Annotated in this window: 14 protein-coding genes; 12 read left to right on the top strand and 2 right to left on the bottom strand. The window is 76.0% G+C overall.

Annotation, left to right across the window (positions count from 1 at the left end; translation table 11 throughout):
* The first annotated feature begins 130 nt into the window (after positions 1–130).
* Together pflB and pflA are read left to right on the top strand one after the other, a co-directional pair.
* Positions 131–2,431, top strand: coding sequence for a formate C-acetyltransferase (gene pflB / locus EDJALFJO_RS11585; protein WP_369812519.1), 2,301 nt, complete (start codon positions 131–133; stop codon positions 2,429–2,431).
* Positions 2,432–2,445: 14 nt separating this feature from the next.
* A complete protein-coding gene (gene pflA / locus EDJALFJO_RS11590) occupies positions 2,446–3,252 on the top strand; it encodes a pyruvate formate-lyase-activating protein (RefSeq protein ID WP_088285320.1) in 807 nt (268 codons plus the stop codon).
* A gap of 123 nt (positions 3,253–3,375) precedes the next feature.
* On the opposite strand, the gene EDJALFJO_RS11595 is transcribed toward pflA, so the two are convergent.
* On the bottom strand, positions 3,376–4,341 hold the full coding sequence (locus EDJALFJO_RS11595) for a hypothetical protein (RefSeq protein ID WP_088285322.1): 966 nt from the start codon (positions 4,339–4,341) through the stop codon (positions 3,376–3,378).
* Between the two features lie 270 nt (positions 4,342–4,611).
* On the opposite strand from EDJALFJO_RS11595, the gene EDJALFJO_RS11600 reads away from it, so the two are divergent.
* From EDJALFJO_RS11600 to EDJALFJO_RS11645, 10 genes are all read left to right on the top strand, one after another.
* On the top strand, positions 4,612–7,947 hold the full coding sequence (locus EDJALFJO_RS11600) for a hypothetical protein (RefSeq protein WP_088285324.1): 3,336 nt from the start codon (positions 4,612–4,614) through the stop codon (positions 7,945–7,947).
* Positions 7,948–8,009: 62 nt separating this feature from the next.
* Positions 8,010–8,552, top strand: coding sequence for an RNA polymerase sigma factor (locus tag EDJALFJO_RS11605; protein WP_158220401.1), 543 nt, complete (start codon positions 8,010–8,012; stop codon positions 8,550–8,552).
* On the top strand, positions 8,549–9,637 hold the full coding sequence (locus EDJALFJO_RS11610; protein WP_088285328.1) for a hypothetical protein: 1,089 nt from the start codon (positions 8,549–8,551) through the stop codon (positions 9,635–9,637). Before EDJALFJO_RS11605 ends, EDJALFJO_RS11610 begins: the two co-directional genes overlap by 4 nt.
* Before the next feature lie 138 nt (positions 9,638–9,775).
* Positions 9,776–10,723, top strand: coding sequence for an ABC transporter ATP-binding protein (locus EDJALFJO_RS11615; protein WP_088285330.1), 948 nt, complete (start codon positions 9,776–9,778; stop codon positions 10,721–10,723).
* A complete protein-coding gene (locus EDJALFJO_RS11620) occupies positions 10,723–12,369 on the top strand; it encodes a hypothetical protein (RefSeq protein WP_088285332.1) in 1,647 nt (548 codons plus the stop codon). The genes EDJALFJO_RS11615 and EDJALFJO_RS11620 overlap by 1 nt, the downstream gene beginning before the upstream one ends.
* A 183-nt stretch (positions 12,370–12,552) precedes the next feature.
* Positions 12,553–14,877 carry a xanthine dehydrogenase family protein molybdopterin-binding subunit gene (locus EDJALFJO_RS11625; RefSeq protein ID WP_088285334.1) on the top strand — a complete coding sequence of 775 codons (2,325 nt, stop codon included), beginning with the start codon at positions 12,553–12,555 and terminating at the stop codon, positions 14,875–14,877.
* Entirely contained in the window at positions 14,874–15,815 is a 942-nt protein-coding gene (locus tag EDJALFJO_RS11630) for a xanthine dehydrogenase family protein subunit M (RefSeq protein ID WP_158220402.1), read from the top strand. The genes EDJALFJO_RS11625 and EDJALFJO_RS11630 overlap by 4 nt, the downstream gene beginning before the upstream one ends.
* Before the next feature lie 13 nt (positions 15,816–15,828).
* Positions 15,829–16,299 carry a (2Fe-2S)-binding protein gene (locus tag EDJALFJO_RS11635; RefSeq protein ID WP_198950213.1) on the top strand — a complete coding sequence of 157 codons (471 nt, stop codon included), beginning with the start codon at positions 15,829–15,831 and terminating at the stop codon, positions 16,297–16,299.
* Between the two features lie 160 nt (positions 16,300–16,459).
* Positions 16,460–16,924 (top strand): hypothetical protein, encoded by a 465-nt coding sequence (locus tag EDJALFJO_RS11640; RefSeq protein ID WP_088285340.1) that lies wholly within the window; start codon positions 16,460–16,462, stop codon positions 16,922–16,924.
* Positions 16,925–17,015: 91 nt separating this feature from the next.
* Entirely contained in the window at positions 17,016–18,632 is a 1,617-nt protein-coding gene (locus EDJALFJO_RS11645; protein WP_143448508.1) for a glycosyltransferase 87 family protein, read from the top strand.
* Here EDJALFJO_RS11645 and EDJALFJO_RS36085 read toward each other — a convergent pair.
* Positions 18,545–20,521 (bottom strand): NAD-binding protein, encoded by a 1,977-nt coding sequence (locus tag EDJALFJO_RS36085; RefSeq protein ID WP_198950214.1) that lies wholly within the window; start codon positions 20,519–20,521, stop codon positions 18,545–18,547. The two genes, EDJALFJO_RS11645 and EDJALFJO_RS36085, sit on opposite strands and share 88 nt — an antisense overlap.
* Between the last annotated feature and the right edge of the window lie 168 nt (positions 20,522–20,689).

Genomic DNA, 20,689 nt, shown 5'->3' on the forward strand with positions numbered 1-20,689 from the left:
CGCGGCCCCGCGGTCAGACGTTCGTCCCGCGGGCGGCCGGACGGGTGACCGAACAATCGTCATGCAAGCGTTTGCGGGTCCATCGGCGGTCACGAGCCGCTCCCGCCGGCGCGACGGGAGCGCAGCAGCGGTGACGACCACGCTCGACCAGCAGTCGACGACCGGGAGCCCGGCCGACCCGGAGGCGGACGTACCGGACGCCGCGCCCGACCCGTGGCGCGGCTTCCAGGGGCAGACCTGGCGCGACACGATCGACGTCCGGGACTTCGTCCTCGCCAACGTGACGCCCTACGAGGGCGACGCGTCGTTCCTCACCGGCCCGACGGCGCGCACGACGCGGCTGTGGGACCGGGTCACCGCGCTGTTCCCCGCCGAGCGCGAGCGCGGCGTCCTCGACGTCGACACCACGACGCCGTCGACGATCACGAGCCACGCGCCCGGCTACATCGACGTCGAGGACGAGATCGTCGTCGGCCTGCAGACCGACGCCCCGCTGCGCCGGGCGATCATGCCCAACGGCGGCCTGCGGATGGTCAAGGACGGCTGCGCGGCCTACGGCTACACGCTCGACCCGGACGTCGAGCGCTTCTACTCGGCGCACCGCAAGACCCACAACCAGGGCGTCTTCGACGCCTACACGCCGGCGATCCGGGCGGCCCGCCGCGCCGGCATCATCACCGGCCTGCCGGACGCCTACGGCCGCGGCCGGATCATCGGCGACTACCGCCGGGTCGCGCTCTACGGCGTCGACGCCCTCGTCGCGGTGAAGCGGCGCGAGCGGGCCGGGCTCGACGCGCAGCCGTCGCTGCCGGACGTCGTCCGCGACCGCGAGGAGCTCGCGGAGCAGGTCCGGGCGCTCGGCGAGCTCGTCGACATGGCGGGGTCCTACGGGTGCGACGTGCGGCGCCCGGCCCGGACGGCGTACGAGGCCGTCCAGTGGCTCTACCTGGCCTTCCTCGCGGCGTGCAAGGAGCAGAACGGCGCCGCGATGTCGCTCGGGCGGACCTCGACCTTCCTCGACGTCTACCTCGAGCGCGACCTCGCGGCCGGCCTGCTCACCGAGCAGGGCGCCCAGGAGCTCGTCGACGACCTCGTCATCAAGCTGCGGAGCGTCCGGTTCCTGCGCACGCCCGAGTACGAGGCGCTCTTCTCGGGCGACCCGACGTGGGTCACCGAGTCGATCGGCGGCATGGCGCTGGACGGGCGCACCCTCGTGACCCGGACGTCGTTCCGGTACCTGCAGACCCTCTACGACCTCGGCCCGGCGCCCGAGCCGAACCTCACCGTGCTCTGGTCGACCGCGCTCCCCCAGGGGTTCAAGGACTTCTGCGCGCAGGTCTCGGCCGACACGAGCGCGATCCAGTACGAGAACGACGACCTGCTGCGCGCCCACCACGGCGACGACACCGCGATCGCCTGCTGCGTCTCGGCCATGGAGGTCGGCCGGTCGATGCAGTTCTTCGGTGCCCGGGTCAACCTCGCCAAGACCCTGCTCTACGCGATCAACGGCGGCCGCGACGAGGTCACCGGCGAGCAGGTCGGGCCGGTGCTGCCGCCGCTGGACGGCGACGTGCTCGACGCCGACACCGTCGTCGAACGCCTCGACGCGATGATGGACTGGCTCGCCGCGACGTACGTCGACGCGCTGAACGTCATCCACTACATGCACGACAAGTACGCGTACGAGCGGCTCGAGATGGCGCTGCACGACTACCCGGTGCGGCGCACCATGGCCTGCGGCATCGCCGGGCTCTCGGTCGCGGCGGACTCGCTGTCGGCGATCCGGCACGCGTCGGTGCGCCCGGTCCGGGACATCACCGGGCTCGTCACCGACTACGTCGTGGACGGGACGTACCCGGTGTACGGCAACGACGACGACACCGCGGACGACGTCGCGGCCTGGCTCGTCCGGACGTTCATGACCAAGGTGCGCGCGCAGCGGACCTACCGGGACGCCGTCCCGACCCAGTCGGTGCTCACCATCACGAGCAACGTCGTCTACGGCCGGCACACCGGCCCGACGCCGGACGGCCGCCGCGGCGGCGAGCCGTTCGCCCCGGGGGCGAACCCGATGAACGGCCGCGACCGGCACGGCCTCATGGCGGCGGCGCTCAGCGTCGCGAAGCTGCCCTACGAGGACGCCCTCGACGGGATCTCGCTCACCGCGACGGTCACGCCGTCCGGGCTCGGCCGCACCCGCGAGGAGCGGGTCCGCGGGCTCGTCGGCATCCTCGACGGGTACACGGCCTCCGGCGGGTTCCACCTCAACGTCAACGTGCTCGACCGGGCCACGCTGCTCGACGCGATGGAGCACCCGGAGAACTACCCGCAGCTGACGATCCGGGTCTCGGGCTACGCGGTGAACTTCGTCCGGCTGACGCGGGAGCAGCAGCTCGACGTCGTCCACCGCACGGTCCACGGCGAGCTCTGACGGCGAGGGTCGACGTGGTCCTCGACGCGCGGCTCGTCGCCGTCCGGCCGGGCCCCGGGACACCCGGGCCGGCGGACGACGGGGCGCTCGCGGCGGTCGACGGGGCCGTCCACTCCTGGGACCTGTCCACCGGCGTCGACGGCCCGGGTACCCGGTTCGTGCTCTTCACCGCCGGCTGCCCGCTGCGCTGCCTCTACTGCCAGAACCCGGACACGTGGACCGAGCGGCGCGGCGTCCGCACGAGCGTCGGCGACGTCATGGCCCGGGTGCGGCGCTACCGGACGCTCTTCGACGTCACCGGCGGCGGTGTCACCGTCTCCGGCGGCGAACCCCTGCTCCAGCAACGGTTCACGTCGACCCTGCTGCGCGCCTGCAAGGCCGAGGGGATCAGCACGGCGCTCGACACGTCGGGCGCGCTCGGGGTGCGGGCGGACGACGCGACCCTCGCCGACGTCGACCTCACCCTGCTCGACGTCAAGTGCGCCGACCCGGCCCGCTACCGGCGGCTCACCGGCGGCGACCTCGACCCGACCCTGCGCTTCGCGCGCCGGCTCGCCGTGCTCGGCCGCCCGACGTGGGTGCGCTACGTGCTCGTCCCCGGCTGGACGGACGACGTCGACGAGGTCGCGCCGCTCGCGGACTTCCTCGCGGGGCTCGGCGTCGTCGAACGCGTCGACGTCCTGGCCTTCCACCGGCTCGGCGCCGCGAAGTACGCGGCGCTGGGCATCGAGGAGCCGCTCGCGCGGACGCCGGGCCCGACGATCGGCTCCCTCGAGGCCGTCCGCGCCGTGTTCCGGGGCGCCGGGCTCGCGGTCACCTGATCGACGGCCGGGCTCGTGCCTGTGCGTGGGAGCGTGTTCCCGAGCGTGCGGGGAACGGGTCGCTGCAGCGACCATCGGGCATCACGCTCGCCGTCACGCTCGCGCACACGCTCCTCGGCCGGTTCACGACACGAGCCCGTGCCCGATCGGCGTCGCGATGACGTCCGGCCGCGCCCCACCGAGCGCGGCGAGGTACGCCCGTTCGATCCGTCGTACCGCCGCCTGCGGGTCACGGGCGAAGGACCGGGGCGTCACACCCACCACGGGGATTCCGTACTCGGCATAGGCACCGTCGGACAGGACGGTCACCTCCCAGTCCTCGGCATCCGAGTGGTGACGCTTCGAGTGCACCTGGACGGCCAGGGCGACGTCGTCGAACCAGCCGTCCGGCCGGGGCAGCCGGGTACCGTCGACGGCAACGAGGTCCGGGTTGAGCATCACCGGTGGCAGCACGCGACTGCGGCGCAGGGCGGTCGCGAGGTCGACCTCGGGCACGGACCAGGCACCGGCCTCGGCGTCCTGGACCGCCCGGCGGGCCGTCGCGCTCCCCTGCCGGGGCCCGTCCTCCAGCTCGGTGCGCAGGTCTTCGACCCTGACGATCTTGCGCTGCGCCGCTTCGAGGACGACGGCACGGGCCAGGTCCGGCGTTCGGGCGTCCCGCGCGGCGTCGACGACAGCGCGCGCCGGGGAGGACACCACGAGCGGCGAGCGGTCCCAGTGACGCTCGTCCCACCGCCGCGTCCGGCGGACGACGACGAACCCCTGGCTGCGCAGCGAGCGACCGGCGGGCACGACGAGACGCACGACCTGCTCGCCGTCGGCCGACAGGACGCCGTGCCAGGCCGCCGCGGTGAGCGACCCGACCGCAGCCGGAGCACCGGCCCAGAGCATGGCGGCGACGAGCCGCTGCTGCGGGGTGAGCGGTCCTGCGCCGACGCAGACGACCCGGGGCAGGACGAGCCGCCACCGGCCGCGGGCCAGGGCGTGCCGGCGCGCGCCGCGGGTCACGCCTGCCCGCTCCAGCTGCTCGATCGTCAGGAGGCCGCGCTGGTGCTCGAGGAGGTAGGACAACGGCTTCGGGAGATCCACTCGATGCAGGCTGCCAGGCGCTCGCCTCGTCCCGCGCCCCGCACCCGGTGACCTGTGGACGACGTGACGGAGAGCCTGACTGTGGACGAGTCGGCAAGGACCGGTGTGGTCTCGGGCGTGTGCGCGAGTGTGACGCCGGGCGTGTTCCTGCACGGCTGCTCCGGCAACCGCACCGGAGCACTCTCGCGTGCACGCTCCCGCGCACGCTGACGGTCACCTGACCCCCGCCTCTGCTCGCGCTCCGCACCACCCGTGCGACATGATCGGGCGGTGCCGGCCCCGGGGGTAGGACCAGCGCAGCACTCGACCGCTGCGGCGGTCCCGTCCGCGCGCGACCGGGACGGCGTCCTCGACGCGCTCGTCGCGGCGACCGACGACGTGACGGTCGAGGAGTTCCGGCTCGTCGAGCTGCGGGTCGAGTCGGACGCCCGGCTCGGGCGGCGGCTGCTGTACCTGCTGAGCAACACCGAGTGGGTGCGCCGGACCACCGAGCACCTCGACGTCGGCCGGGCCCGGGTCGTCGAGACCGAGGTCGTCGTCGACGTCGACCTGTCGTACCTGCCGGGTGCCGTCCTCGACGAGGACACCGTCTGGCTGCCCGTGCTCGCCGTCCCGCCGCCGGTCCCGGGCCCCAGGGACCAGCCCGGTCCCGAGCGCGACCCGGTGACGAGCATGGAGGTCACCGACGCGAGCGGTGCCCGGATCAGCAAGGCCACCCAGGCGCAGGTGCACCGGTGGCTCGCGCCGGCGCTCGCCGAGCTGGTCCTGGGCCGGCTGCCACGGACCCGGCCGGACGGCGCGAGCGGCCCCACCCGGGACGAGCTCGTCCTGCTCTCCGCGGCGCTGCGTCGGCTGCTGCCCGGCACCGGGGCCGACATCGACGGCGGCCCGGACGGCGACGAGGGCGCACCGATGCTCGAGCGCGGCCGGGCCCAGGTCGAGGAGCGGCTCATCGTCGCCCGCACCGGGCTGCTGGCCGCCGTCCGGCTCGACCTCGACCGGCCCCGGCCGGTGCTGCGCTCGCGGCTGGTCGAGATGGTCGCGGCGCTCGTCGGGGTGGTCCACGCCGTCGTCCCGGTCGCGGTCGACGAGCGGCCGACGTCGTTCGCCGTGCGGCTGCCGGGACGGCGCCTGCACCCCGAGCGCCGCCGCCGGCTCTCGACGTCCGCCCGGGCGCACCTGCGGGTCGACCTCTACACCGCGTCCCCGCACTCCGACCGGGTCGTCCACCTCGGGCTGCCGGAGGGGATCTCCGTCGGCGTGACGACCGCCTCGGCCCCGGCGGGCGCCCGGATCGCGCTGTCCGCCGTCCGGCCCGTCGAGGAGCTGCGCGCCCTGCTCACCCTCGTGCTGGACGGCGAGCGCGAACCGGCGTGGGTCCGCCGCCGGCTCGCCGGGCTGGCCGTGGACAAGGTCGAGAGCTCGCTCGAGGCGCTGCAGCACCTGCGGACCGCGGCCGGCGTCCCCGACCCGACGGCGCGGCTGCGCACGCTCCGGGCCCGGCTGCTCGCCGTCGCCGCGCAGGACACCGCAGCCCCCGTCACCGCCCTGCAGCAGACCTGGGCGGGCGGGGACTGGCTGCCGGCCTCGTACGAGCGCAGGCTCGTCGTCAACACCGCGACGCCCGGACTCGTCCACGTCCGCGCGTCGGTCGTCGACGGCTCGGCGCAACGCGCGACGACCGGGGACGCCGCCGTCGACGCGGACGTCGAGGTGTCCGACTCGACCGTCCTCGACACCGCGCGGGACACCAACGCCATCAACGCCGTCCTGCTCGCCGCCGTGACGCTGCTCCTGCTCGCGTTCGGCCGCGGCGAGAACCTGCGGACCGTCAACGCGGAGATCCTCGCGACCGTCCTCACGCTCTTCCCCGCCATCCAGGCCAGCCGCGCCGACCGGCCCGACCGGTCGACGCTGCGCGGCGTCCTCTCCCAGCCCACCTACCTGCTCAGCCTCGCGACGGTCTTCCCGCCGCTCGCGCTCGCCGGTGCGCTGGCCGCCGCGGCGAGCCACCCCGCGGTCGTCGCCGTCCTCGCGCTCACCGCGCAGCTCGGGCTGCAGCTCCTCCTGCGCCGCCCGGGCCGGGCCCGGGCGGCCGGCAACGAACCCGCCCTGCTGCTGCGCACCGCCCACCCGCCGGACCTGTCCCGGCTCGACGTCCTGCGCGGCTCCTGGTGCCGGACCCTCGTCGCCGACGCGCTCCTGCTCGGCCGGCTCACGCAGGGCCACCTCGTCGGCGCCCCGGACTCCCCCGGCGCCCTGTCCGCGGCGCTCGACGTGGCCCTCGGTGCGGGGCTGGACGACGAGCACCCCGGCCGCGGACCGGAGGGCGGCCGGTCGTCGACGAGCGTGCACGGGCTCTTCCACGCGACGGCCGCGGGCCGCTCGATGACGTTCGTGCTCGCCGGCGGGCGGCCGGGGCACACCCGCCCGGCGGCGGACGACGACGGTCCCGTGCACCCGGGCGACCGTGCCACCGAGCACACCCGGCGCGCGGACCCGACCGGCGGCCGGATGCTCGTCCGGCAGGTCCCCGTCGAGCCGGGGCGGCTCGCGGCGGTCGAGCCGCCCGCGTGGATCGTCGAGGCGTTCGTCGGGCTCGTCCCCGGCCGGCTCGCGGCGCTGCCGGTCGAGGACCACCCGGTGGCCGTGCTCCTCGCGGCCGCCCGGGCCGACGACCTGCCCGTCCTGCTCGTGCAGACACCCGCGCTGCCGCCGACGTACGCCGCGGAGGACCGGGACTGGATGCGGCTGCGGGTCGGCGTGCCGTTCGTGCCCGGCGAGGACCTCGGCCGGCTCGCGCGCTACCTCACCGCGCTCGACGGTCTGCGGGCCAGGCACCCGCGGCGCGGGGCGGCCCGCGTGCACACGTACGCCGTCCCCGAGTTCGCCACCCACCAGGGCGGCCAGACCGCGCCCGACGAGACCGACCGCGCGGGCCGCCGCACGAACGACGTGCTGCGCGACGTCCGCGCCGACGACGTCGCCACGCCCCCGGCCGAGGGCACCGAGGCGCTCGCGGTGTGCGCCTGGGCCCGGGTCGGCCTGTCCGCCGACGTCCTCGCCGCCGCCGGCAGCAACGGCCCCACCCGCCTCGTCGCGATGACGAGCGTCGTCCTGCACGGCCTCGCCGCCCAGCTCGTCGTCCTGGCCCCGCTGGGCGGCACCGTCCCGCGGGTGCCGTACGTCGAGGCGCTGCGCGGCGCGCTGCACCGGGAGGCCGTCGTCGAGCCGATCGCCGCCGCACCGGCCGGCGACACGGGCGACCCCGAGCCCGGGCAGCGCAGCGTCGTCCGGCTCCAGGTGCGGCTGCCGGAGCGGCCGCACGCGCTGCGCGGGCTGCTCGGGGACCTCGCCGACACCCTCGGCGGCCTCGACACGTGGTTCGCGCTCTTCCGGGTCGCCGACGGCCGGTCCGTCCAGGGCCGCCTCATGGCCCGGGTCCCGCCGGCGGCCGCGGACGACGTCCGGCGCCGCAGCAGCCGGGACGCCGACGACGCGCTGCTCACCGCCGCGGCCGACCGCGGCCCGCGCCGCGGGAGCCGGCCCGCGGTCGAGGACGACCCGGTCGTCGACCTCGGCGTGCTCCGGACGACGGCGCCGTAGGCCGGCGCACGCAGATGCCCGGGCGTGTACCCCGAGGCGGCCCGCTCGCGCGAGTCAGGGGTATGCAGCAGAGCCCGCGGGCGCCCGTCGCAGCCCCAGGTCCCGGCAGGGGACCGGACGTCGCCTCGTTCGACGCCTTCTACACCGCGCACTTCCGGCCGCTCGTCGCGCTGACCTTCGCGCTCTCGGGCAGCCGGGTCGCGGCCGAGGACCTCGCGCAGGAGGCGCTGCTCGCAGCCTTCCGTCGCTGGCCGGAGGTCTCCGCGCTGGACAGCCCGGCCGCCTGGGTGCGCCGCGTCGCGGCGAACCAGGCGGTCTCGACGGTGCGCCGTCGCGTCGCCGAGGCGAAGGCCCTGACCCGGCTCGGCGGGCGCCGGACCGTCCTGCCGGACATCTCCGAGGGCGCGCACGACGTGTGGCGGGAGGTCCGCCGGCTGCCCCGGCGGCAGGCGCAGGCGGTCGCGCTCTTCTACCTCGAGGACCTCGCGCTCGACGACGTCGCAGCCGTCCTCGAGTGCTCCGCGGAGACGGTCCGCACACACCTGCGCCGGGCCCGGGCGACGCTCGCCGGCCGGCTCGCTCTCGACGAGGGGGACGACGCATGAGCACCGACCCGTACAGCGACCCGGCCGCGGCCCGACCGGGACGTGGCCCGGCGCACGAGCGGGACGTCCACAGGGCGCTGCAGGCCGCGGCCGCCGAGGTCCGGCACACCACGGCGACCCTCGCCGCGGCACCCCGAGGCGTCGCCGGAAGCGGGCGGCCCGCCGCACGCCCCGCACGGCCCGTGCTCGCGGCGCTCACCGTCGCCGCGGCCGTCGCCGCGGTGGTCCTCGGGCTGTCGACCTACCTCGGCGGCGGCACCCGGTCGGCTCCCCCGGCCGCACCCGCCGGCACCGGGACCGCGACCCCGGTGGTCAGCCCGTCGGCCTCGGCGCAGGACGTGGCACCTGTCGTGACGAGCAGCGCGCCGACCGTGGACCCGGTCTGCGGCCGCCGCCTGCCGGTCCCGGTCCACCCGCCGCAGGGCTGGACGGGGCCGTCGGACGGCCCCGCCGACGGCTCCACCGACCCCGTCCTGCCCGGCCAGCTCGTCGTCCACTGGGCCGGGCCCGGCGGTGCGTTCGAGGTGCGGTGGCCGGCGGACCCGGCCGACGTCGCGCCGTACGACCCGATGGAGTCCATGGGGACCGGCGGTACCGACGCCCGGCCCCAGCTCACCATGCCGGTGCCCGGGACCGAACCGCCGTGCGCGCACCTGATGGCCGAGTGGTTCGGCGCCGTCCCCGACGGCTTCGGAGCCTCGGTCAACGGCTTCACCCGGCCGCTCGACCGCGCTCTCGTGGCGGTCGTCACCGACCCGGCGGAGCTCGAGCTCGTCAGCAGCACGAAGCAGGTGACGACGCTCCCCCGGCACGCGATCGGGTGCAGCGGCGGCGACGTGCCCAACCGCAGGAGCGGCAAGGACGGGGCACCCCGGCCGAGCGCCGAGCAGGCCCTGACCGCGTTCCTCGACGCGGCGGGCGACAACGGCATGAACCGCAGCGGCTGGACCCGGCTCGACGGGCCCGGGAGCGAGGTGGTGTTCGGGGTGCCGTTCGACAGCGGTGCCGGCTGGGTGCAGCTCGTCTTCGTGAGCGAACGCACCGCCGGCTGGGTGGTCACCGGCTGGGAGACCAGCGGCTGCTGAGCGTGGGATCCGCACCCGCGTGGTCCGGGCCGGGGAGGGGTCGGCCCGGACCGCGCGGGGACGTTCGCCCCCGCGCCGCCGGACGGGCCCCGCCTAGCGTGGGGAAGGACCCGCGCCCTGCGCGGTACGGAGGCTGTCATGGGCACCCCGGCGATCCGGACCGACCACCTGACGAAGCGCTACGGCGACGTGCTCGCCCTCGACGGCCTCGACCTCGAGGTGCAGCCCGGGGAGGTCTTCGGGTTCCTCGGCCCGAACGGCGCCGGGAAGACGACGACGGTCCGCCTTCTGCTCTCGCTGCTGCGGCCGACCGCGGGCCGGGCCTGGGTCATGGGCGTCCCCGTCGAGGACGTCGTGCGCGCCCACCGGCACCTCGGGTACGTCCCCGGCGAGGTCGCGCTGTGGCCGCAGCTCACCGGCGCGGAGACCCTGGAGCTGCTCGGCAACGTCGCGGGCGGCGTCGACACCGCTCTGCGGGACGAGCTCGTCGAGCGCTTCCGGCTCGACCCCGGGCTGCGGGTCCGGGCCTACTCCAAGGGCAACCGGCAGAAGGTCATGCTCGTCGCGGCGTTCATGACGCGCCCCGACGTGCTGCTCCTCGACGAGCCGACGGCCGGGCTGGACCCGTTGATGGAGGCCGAGTTCCAGGCCCTCGTCCGGGAGGCCGCGGCGCAGGGCCGGACGGTCTTCCTCTCCTCGCACCTGCTCGACGAGGTCGAGGACGTGTGCACCCGGGTCGCGATCCTGCGGGAGGGCCGGCTCGTCGAGGTCGCGACCCTGGACGCGTTGCGCCGGATGGGGTCCCTCGTGCTCGACGCCGAGTTCGACGGCGGTCCGGACTCGGCCGCCCCCGACCCCGCCGACCTCGCCGCGCTGCCCGGCGTGGTCTCCGCCGAGCCGCACGCGGGCGGGCTGCGGGTCGTCGTCGCGGGCTCGCCGGCGCCGGTCCTGGCCCGGCTGGCGGCCGCCGGCGTGGCCCGGCTGCACAGCCACGAACCGACCCTCGAGGAGGTCTTCCTCGGCTACTACGAGGCGACGGCCGGCCAGCAGGGAGCCGTCGCCGCGGCGCACGACCGGGGGCTGTGATGGCCACGGCGCTCCCGCTGCCGCACCACCGGCACGCCGCCGCCCGCACGCAGCGGTCGACGGGCGCCGTCACCACGACGGCACGACTCGTCGCGCGGCTGCTCGCGCGCGGCACGCTCGTGCTCGCCGTCTCGCTGGCGGCCTACGTCCTGCTCGAGGTGCTCAGCTTCCGGGCCGCCTACTCCGGGGGCACCTCGACGGCCCAGCTGGCACTCTTCGACACCCCGGCGATCCGGATGCTCCAGGGGCCCCCGCACGGCATCGGCACCGCCGGCGGTTTCACCGCCTGGGACGGCGGCTGGTTCATGGCCGCCACGGTCGCCGTCTGGGCGCTGCTCGTGTCGACCCGGCTGCTGCGCGGCGAGGAGGACGTCGACCGGGTCGCGGCGCTGCTCGCCGGGCCGTTGCCCGCGCGCACCCTGGCCACGGTGCAGCTCGCCGTTCTCGCCGCCGGCGGCGCCGTCGTCGCCGCCGCCGTCACGGCGACGCTCGGCGGGCTCGGCGAGGGCTGGACCGGCGGTGCGCTGTTCGGGCTGACCATCGGTGGTTTCGCCGTGCTCTGGGCGGGGGTCGGCGCGGTCTGCGCCCAGGCGTTCGACAACCGCCGCCGGGCGCTGTCCGCCGCGGTCGGGGTGTTCGGCGCCGCCTACCTGCTGCGCCTGGTCGCCAACAGCAGCACCGACCGCGAAGGGCTGCGGGTGCTCACGCCGTGGGGCTGGCTCGACGCCGTCGAGCCGTACGCCGCGCAGCGCCTCGCGCCGGTCCTCGGGCTCTGGGCCGCCGGGGCGGTGCTCGGTGCGGTCGCGGTGGCGCTGCGCGGTCGGCGCGACACCGGCGGCGCCTTCCTCACCCGGCCCGACCGGCGGCCCGCCCGGCTGCGCGGGCTCGGTTCCCCGGCCGCGTTCGCCTGGCGCGAGGGCCGTGGCGTGCTGGTCGCGTGGGCGCTCGGGCTCGCCGTCTGGACGACCTTCCTCGGCGGCATGCTCGGCACGATGCTCGACTTCTTCACCGCCGACGACGCCTACCGGGGCGCCGTCGAGGCGATGGGCCTGGGCGCGATGCTCACGGCGGACGGGTTCGTCGCCGTGATGTCGGTGATCCTCGGCCTCGCCCTCGCCCTCTTCGCGGCCTGGCGGGTCGGGGCGGCCCGGGCCGAGGAGGCCGACGGCCGCCTCGAGAGCCTGCTCGTCCGCGGGGTGACCCGCCGTCGCTGGCTGGGCGGCCAGCTGCTCGTCGTCCTCGCCGGGACCGTCGGGCTCGCCGCCCTCGCCGGGGTGGCCACCTGGTTCGGCGCCCGGCTCTCCGGTGCCGACCTGGCCCTCGACGCGAGCCTCGGCAGCGCGCTCAACCAGCTGCCCGTCGCCGTTCTCTTCGTCGGGCTGGCGACCCTGTGCCTGGGTGGCGTGCCCAGGCTCACGCTCACGCTGCCCGCCTCGCTCGCCGCGGCGGGGTACGTGGTCGAGCTCGTCGGGCCGGCACTCGACTGGCCGGGGTGGGTCCTGGACCTGTCGCCGTTCCACCACCTCGCCCTCGTGCCGCTGGAGGCGTTCGCTGCCGCCCCGGCGCTGTGGCTCGTCGGTCTCGGGCTGCTCGCCACGCTCGCCGGCGTCCTCCTCCTGGAGCGCCGCGACGTCACCTCGGCCTGATCCCGGGCCCCGACCGTGTCGCCGGTGTGTCCGCCGCGTTGACACCGGGCTACGGATCTCGTCGTCCCCGCCACCGGCCGCTGACCGGCCGGTCAGTGTTCCACGCCCCCACCTGTCGGGATCGGGAGCCGACCGGCAGAATGGCGCGCGTCCGGTCCCCGCAGTGATCGAGGTGCCGCCCGCATGTCCGTCATCGACACGCCAGCCCAGGGTTCGTCGACCCCCGAGCGGCCCCGCGCGTTCATCCGCCCGGACGGCAAGGAGAAGGTGACCGGCCTCGGCCGGTACACGGCCGACCTCACGTTCACCGGCCAGCTCCACGCCGCCTTCCGCTACGCCGACCACCCGCACGCCCGGATCGTGTCCATCGACACGAGCAGGGCCAAGGCCCTGCCGGGGGTCTTCGCCGTCGTCACGCACGAGGACGTCCCCGACGTCCGGTACGGCGGGATGACGCAGGACCGGCGCCTGTTCGCCAAGGAGAAGGTGCTGTGGGAGGGCGACGTCGTGGCCGGCGTCGCGGCCCGCACCGTCGAGATCGCCCGGCAGGCCGCCGCGCTCGTCGAGGTCGAGTACGAGGTGCTCCCGGCCCAGCCGGACTACGTCGCGAACATGGCCCCGGACGCCCCGGTCCTCCACGAGGGCTGGGCGGAGTACGGCGCGGACGAGAACCTCGTGCGCGACGGCAACGTCATGAGCCGCTACGTCATCGCCAAGGGCGACGCGGACGCCGCGATGGCGGGCGCCGACGTCGTCGTCAAGAGCCACTACGTGTCCGACGCGAGCCAGGGCGTCCCGATCGAGCCCCGCGCGCTCGTCGCGCAGTGGACGGGCGACTCGGTGACCGTCTGGTCCTCGACCCAGGTGCCGTTCGCGGCCCGCTCGGGCGTCGCGCACACCCTGCAGATCCCCGAGTCGAAGGTGCGCATCGTCGTCCCGCTGCTCGGCGGCGGGTTCGGCTCCAAGTGCGACTTCCACTTCGAGGCGCACGTCGCGATCCTCGCGAAGGTCACCAGGCGCCCGGTGCGCCTGGTCTTCACGCGCAAGGAGGAGTTCGTCGCGCCGGACCACCGCCGCGAGGGCATGGACATCGAGCTCGAGACCGGCGTGACCCGGGACGGCCGGATCGTCGCCCGCCGCGGCCGGATGGTGCTCGACAAGGGCGCCTACACCGGCGAGGGCGGCTTCTTCGCGCAGATGGCCGCGATGCACGCGTGCGGCCCCTACAAGCTCGACACGGTGCGGGTGGAGGCGTTCCTCAACTACTCCACGAACCAGCCGGCCGCCTCGATCCGGGCGCCTACGGCACCGCAGGCGTGCTGGGCGCTCGAGCAGCATCTCGACGAGGTCGCCGCGGCGATCGGGATGGACCCCGTCGAGCTGCGCCGCCGCACGCTCGTCGCCGAGGGCGACGAGGGCCCCGCCGGGCAGGTCTTCGAGAAGATCGGCGCCAAGGAGACCCTCGAGGCGGCCCTGGAGCTCATCGGCTACGACGCGTACCTGCGCGGCGAGCTGCCGGACGACGAGGCGGTCGGCGTCGCCTGCGGCTGGTGGCCGTGCTTCGGCGTCCCGTCGGGCGCGTACGTCAAGCTCAACGGCGACGGCACCGCCACGATCGTCACCGGCGCGCAGGAGAACGGCTCCGGCTCGGTCATGGGCCTGCCGATCCTCGCGGCGGAGATCCTCGGGATGTCCCCGTCGGACTTCTCCATCAACTACCAGGACACCGACGCCGGCCCGTGGGACATGGGCTCGTCCGGCTCCCAGACGACCTTCAACAACGGCCGCGCCGTCGTCGAGGCCGCGCAGGAGGTGCGGGCGAAGCTGCTCGCGATGGGCGCCGAGAAGCTCGAGGCGGACGTCGCGGACCTCGAGCTCGCGGACGGCACGGTGCGGGTCAAGGGCGCCCCCGAGACCTCCGTGACGATCGCCGACCTCGCGGGCACGGGCGAGCCGATCCTCGGCAAGGGGTCCGGCGAGGTGCCGGAGGCCGCGGCGTCGGACGCCTCGGCCTGCGTCGGGAGCCTCGGCATGGAGTCCTTCCTCGCGCCGCAGCTCATCACGCACGCGGCGCGGGTCAAGGTCGACCGGGACACCGGCGTCGTCCGGGTGCTCGACTTCGCCGCGGCCCACGACTCGGGCGTCATCGTCAACAAGGTCGGTGCCGACGGCCAGGTCTACGGCGGCGTGATGATGGGCATCGGCCAGGCGCTCACGGAGGCGACCTGGACCGACGAGGAGGGCCGGCAGAAGAACCCGGGCCTGCTCGACTACAAGCTCCAGACCGCCTCCGACGGCCCGCGCATCCAGATCCGATGGATCGAGATCGAGACCCCGAACGCCGGCCCGAAGGGCAGCAAGGGGGTCGGCGAGCCACCGAGCGTGCCGACGTCCGGGGCGGTCGGCAACGCGATCGCCAAGGTCATCGGCCGGCACGTCGACCAGCTGCCCATGACGGCCGAGCGCGTCTGGCTCGCCGCGAACAGCCCCGCCGGGGAGGACCAGTGAGCACCGCGACATCGATGACGACGTCCGCGAGCAGCAGGACGTACGTCGAGGCCCGGGACGTCGCGTCGGCCGTCGCCGCGATGAGCGCCGGTGCCCGCCCCATCGCGGGCGGCACCGACCTCGTCGTCGGGGCCCGGCACGGCAAGGCGCCGCTGCCGGCCGCGCTCGTCGGGATCCACCGGATCCCCGGGCTCTCGGACGTCGCAGCGACGGACGGCGGCGGGCTGCGGATCGGGGCCCTCGTCACCCACGCGACCCTCGTGGCCGACCCGGCCGTGCTCGCGGCGTACCCCGGCCTCGCGGACGCCTCCGCGATCGTCGGCTCGCACGCGACGCGGGCGAACGGCACCCTCGGCGGCAACGTCATGAACTCCTCCCCCGCGATGGACACCGGGGCGCCGCTGCTGTGCCACGGCGGGGTCGCCGTCCTCGTCGGACCGGCCGGCGAGCGCCGCGTCGCGCTCGCCGACCTGTGGACCGGCCCCGGCCGGTCGACGGCGGCGCCCGACGAGCTCCTCGTCGCCGTCGAGCTCGACGGCCCGCCGGCCGACGGCGCGTCGGGCAGCAGCTACGTCCGGCTGCAGTACCGGCGCCAGATGGAGATCGCCATCGTCGGTGCCGGTGCCGTGGTCACCCTCGGTGCCGACGGCACGGTCACCGACGCCAAGGTCGCCATCACGGCGCTGGCCCCGGTCATCCACCGGGTCGCCGAGGCCGAGGCGGCCCTCGTCGGCACCGACGGCGGCTTCGAGGCGGCCAGGGCCGCCGGTGCGGCGGCAGCGGCCGCAGCCCGGCCGATCTCCGACGTCCGGGGCTCCGCCGACTACCGGCGGGCGATGGCCGCCGTCATCACGCGCCGTGCCGTGCTCACCGCCGTCCGGCGCGCCCGCGGCGAGTCCGTCCCCGTCCCCGCGAGCGACACGACCTTCGGGAGCTGAACGACCAGTGGCAGTGGACATCACCCTCTCCGTCAACGGGGTCCCGTACCCGCTCACGGTCGACCCGCACGCCAGCCTGCTCCACACTGTCCGCGGCGACGTCGGCCTGACCGGCTCGAAGGAGGGCTGCGACGACTCCGAGTGCGGCGCCTGCATGATGCTCGTCGACGGCCGCCCGGTGAACGCGTGCTCCTACCTCGCGGTCCAGGCCGACGGCAGCGACGTCACGACCGTCGAGGGCCTGTCGGACGGCGAGACGCTCGCGCCGCTCCAGGAGGCCTTCCTGACCCGCGGCGGCGTCCAGTGCGGGTTCTGCACCCCGGGGATGCTCGTCTCCGCGACGGCCCTGCTCGACCGGACGCCGAACCCGAGCGAGGACGAGATCCGGACGGCGGTGTCCGGCAACCTGTGCCGCTGCACGGGCTACGACGGCATCGTCAAGGCGATCGCGGCGGTCGCCGCGGAGCGGGCCGCGCAGGGCTGACGCCGGGGCGCGCACGAGGTCCGCTACCAGGGCACCCGGACGGGCGCGTCCGTCCGGGTGCTGCTGCCTCGCGGCGCTCAAGCACGCACGGGATCCGGTCGAGGACGGGACCGACGCGGCGGCACCTGCCGCCGTGCCCTTCCAGACAACAGGAGTCCGCGTGGGTGCCCTCCGCACGAGCATCGCCGGAGCCGTCGTCGGGACGATCGCTGCCGCCGGCCTCTACACAGGGGTCGTCGGACCGGCGGTGTCCCGCACCTCGGCCACATCGTCCGAGGGCTCGGCCCTCGCGGCCGCCGTCCCCAAGGCCCCCAAGGTCGTCGTGACCGTCAAGGCCAGACCACGGGCCAAGGCTGTCGCCGAGCCCGAGCCCGAGGCCGTCGAGACCACCGAGGCCGCCGCGAAGGCGCCGGCCCCCAAGGCCCGGACGCCGAGGCACCGGGCGACGACGCACCGCGTCGTCGTGGCCGCCCGCCGGACCTCGAGCACGCACCGTCGGTCGTCCGGCTCCTCGGGCCGCACCTCCTCGCACGAGCAGGAGCACGCCGAGGACGAGCACGAGAGCGAGCACGAGGACCACGAGGACGAGGACCACGAGGACGAGCACGAGGACGAGGACGACTGACGGGCCGGTCCGGTCCGGATCGCGGGTGGCCCGCAGCACAGCGGCGGTCCACCCGCGGTCGCCGGACGGATCCGCGCCGTAGGGTCGTGACATGTCGTCGACGACAGCTCCCGTAGCGGTCGACGGCCCGCCGCCCGGGACGCGGACGCAGGTCCGCTCCGTGCCGTGGCCGCGTGTGCTCCTGCTCGTCGGGGTGCTCACCGTTGCCGGGCTCGCGTTGTGGGCCAGGCTCGCGGCGGTCGGCCGCGGCGCCGGCACCGCCGGGATGCAGGGCTACGACGACGGGGTCTACTTCTCGGCCGCGGAGGCGCTCGCCTTCGGCCGGATGCCCTACCGCGACTTCGTCCTGCTGCACCCGCCCGGCATCGTCGTCGCCGCCCTCCCCTTCGGCTGGCTCGCCCGGCTCACGGACGACCCGACGGGGATGGCCGCCGCCCGCGTCGCGTGGGCGTTCGTCGGTGCCGCGAACGCCGCGCTCGTCACCGTGACCGCGCGCCGGTTCGGGGTCGTCGCAGCGGTCACCGCCGGCGCCCTGTACGCGGTCTGGCCGCCCGTCGTCCGGTACGAGACGTCGACCTACCTCGAGGCGCTCGGGACCCTCGCCGTCCTCGGCTGCCTGGCCCTGCTCACGGCGCGGTCGGTCGCGACCCGGCCGAGGCTCCAGGTCGCCGCCGGCCTCGCCCTCGGGCTCGCGCCCGCGGTGAAGATCTGGGGCGTCGTCCCGGTGGTCGTCGTCCTCGGCTGGGTGCTCCTCACCCTCGGCGCCCGCCCGCTGGGCCGGGTCGTCGCGGGCGCCGCCGCCTCGGCGACGCTGGTGTGCCTGCCGTTCTTCGTCCAGGCCCCCGGGGCGATGTGGCGGATGGTCGTCACCGACCAGCTCGGCCGCGGGTCGACGCCCGAGGGCACCGTGGAGCGGCTGCAGCGGCTCGCCGCCCTCGGCACCATCGGGGGCGTCCCCGACGGGACGCTGCGCGGTGCCACCTCCGGCGGGGTCGTCGCGCTCTGCGTCGCCGTCGTCGCCGCCGTCCTCGCGTGCACGTGGCGCGAGGGCGCGCTCGCCGTGGCCCTCACCGCCGCGTGCGTGCTCGTCGTCGTGCTGTCGCCGTCCTTCTTCGACCACTACACGTCGCTCGTCGTGCCGTACGCCGCCCTGGTGCTGGCCGCGGCGGTCGGCGCGCTGACCCGGTGGCGGCCTGCGGTGCCGACCGTGGTGGCCGCCGGGGCGGTGGCCACCTGCTGGATGTGGACGGCGAGCAGCACCCTCGTGACCGACCGCCCCTTCCCGGCCGCCGAGCTGCGCCCCGCCCTCGCCGGCGCCCGGTGCGTCACCGCCGACAGCCCGATGGCGCTCGTCGCTCTCGACGTCCTCGGCCGTGACCTGCGCAACGGCTGCCGGGTCGCGATCGACGTCTCCGGAGCGACCTACGACTCGGCCGCCCTGCCGCTGCGCCCCGACGGCAGGGCCGTCGTCCGCTCGCAGAACCCGCACTGGCAGCGCTACCTCATGGACTACCTCGGGACCGGCGACGCGACGCTGCTCGTCCGTGGCACCGCCGACAACCTGTCGCCCGCCAGCCGGCAGCTGTTCCGCTCCTGGCCGACCGTCGTGTCCCGGGGCGGCTACCGGGTCCGGGCCCCGCGGCCCGCGCCCTCGGCCGGCTCCGCCGAGGCCCGCTCCCGGCGGACCAGCGCGAGCATCTCCTCGTAGGGCCCGACGAGGAAGGCCTCGTCACCGCCCCGCAGGGTCGTCCCCCGCCGGGGCGGGTACTCCAGGCCGCGGCGGGTCCGCCGCCGGATCGCCACGACGCGCAGCTCGGCACCGAGGTCGGCCATCGCGACTCCGTCGAGCCCGCGGCCGGTCCGCACCGGCAGCCGGGCGACGAGCAGCGGCAGCGGGCCGACGTAGAACGTGCCGAGCACGTGCAGCCCGAGCGCCGCCCCGGCGAACCAGGGGGCCGCGAGCGCCGCCGTCGAGAGCACGTGCTGGAAGCCGAAGGCGGTCTCGACCGTCCGGGCCAGGTCGCGGTCGAACAGCCGCAGCGCCACGGGGACGTCCCGCCAGCGGCGGCCGAGCAGGTCCCGGACCGCCAGCCCCGTCTCGAGGTTCGTCAGGTCGTCGCTCGTGAGGACGGCGACCGCCCCGGCCGTCGCGAGGTTCGCCTGCTCGAGCGTCGCGCTCATCGTCGCGTCGCCGACGATGACCGGGACGCCGAGGGCCCGCAGCCGGCCGAGGTAGCGGTTCGACTCGTCGCCCTCGACGACGACCACGTCGTGCCCGGCCTCGTGGAGCAGCTCGACGACCCGGGTGCCGACGGCACCGAGGCCGACGACGACGGTGTGCCCGGTGAGGCCCGGGACCCGGCGCCGGCCGAGGGCCTGCGCGATCTGCCGGCTCACGAGGAGGTTGGTGAGCATCGCGAAGAACACCGTGGCGAGCATCGCCCCGACGATCATGAGGACGATCGCGTAGCCGCGCAGCCAGGCGGGCTGGTCGCGGAAGCTGAAGTCCCCGTAGCCGACGGTCGCGACGGTCTCGACCGTGAAGTAGAGCGCGTCGAGGAGCGTCATGGCGCTGCCGCCGTCCGGGTCGCGGTACCCCACGTGGAGGACGGCGGTCGAGACGCCGACGAGCGCGGCCAGGGCCGCGAGGGCCCAGCGCATCGGCCGGTCGACCTGGCGGGACAGCGCGCGGTAGAGCGCGGTCGCCGGGCCCGGCGCCCAGTCCGGCCGGCGCCCCTCGGGCCAGGCTCGGCCGGGGCGCAGCGTCCGCAGCGCCTCGGCCCGGGCCGGCCTCGGGCGGCCCCAGGCCTGGCCGGTGGCGTCGAGCTCCTCCGGGGTCCCGAGCAGGGTGACGGCGTCCCCGGCCCGGACGGCGAGGTCGCGCCCGGGGCAGACGACCGGCCCGGCGTCGGATCCCGCGTCGGGTCCGGCGTCGGATCCCGCGTCGGGTCCGGCGTCGGGTCCGGCGTCGGGTCCGGCGTCGGGTCCGGCGTCGGGTCCGGCGTCCGGTCCGGCGAAGTGCTCGACGGCGATCGGGGTGAGGTCGCCGTAGAGGTCGCGGAGCGTCCCGTCGCGGGGCGCGGTGAGGGTCGCGGCGACGAACGGGACCTCCTCCAGCTGCAGGCGGTGGGCCCGGGTGCCCAGGCAGGTCTCGACGACGGACGGCGCCGTGAGCGCGGCGACGTCGAGGACGCTGCCGGCGCCGGTCACCGCGGCGAGGGCGCGGCCCACCGCGGGGTTCGTCAGCTGGACGACGACGGGGACGTCCGGGCGCAGCTCCCGGGCCCGCAGCGCGGTCTCCAGGGTGTGCAGGTCGTCGCTCTCGACGCACACGACCGCCCGTGCGGTGCCGATGCCGGCGCCGACGAGGGTCTCGGCGAGCCTCGAGCTGCCGGTGAGGTGCGGGACGCCCCAGCCGCGGACGACCCGGACGAGCCGGGGGTCGGGCTCGTCGTCGACGACGGTCACCGGGATCCCGGCGAGGTGGAGCTGCTCGACGGTCCGCAGGCCGAGGCCGTGGAGCCCGCAGACGACGACGTGGCCGTCGGAGGCGTCGGCGCCGTCGGGGACGACGATGGACGTGGTGGGGTCGGTCACGCCTCGCAGGGTCGCCGCCCCCGGTGTCGGGCGCGGTGTCGATCACGTGTCGGCCGCGTTACGCCGCCGCGGACGACGTCGGGCAGGCATCGGACCGCCGCCGCTGGGCACCGGCCCGGCATGACAGAGCCAGTGCTGCCCCCGCCGTCCCCGGTCCCGTCCCCGATC

The organism is Kineosporia sp. A_224 (assembly GCF_002198655.1).
Taxonomy (GTDB): domain Bacteria; phylum Actinomycetota; class Actinomycetes; order Actinomycetales; family Kineosporiaceae; genus R-H-3.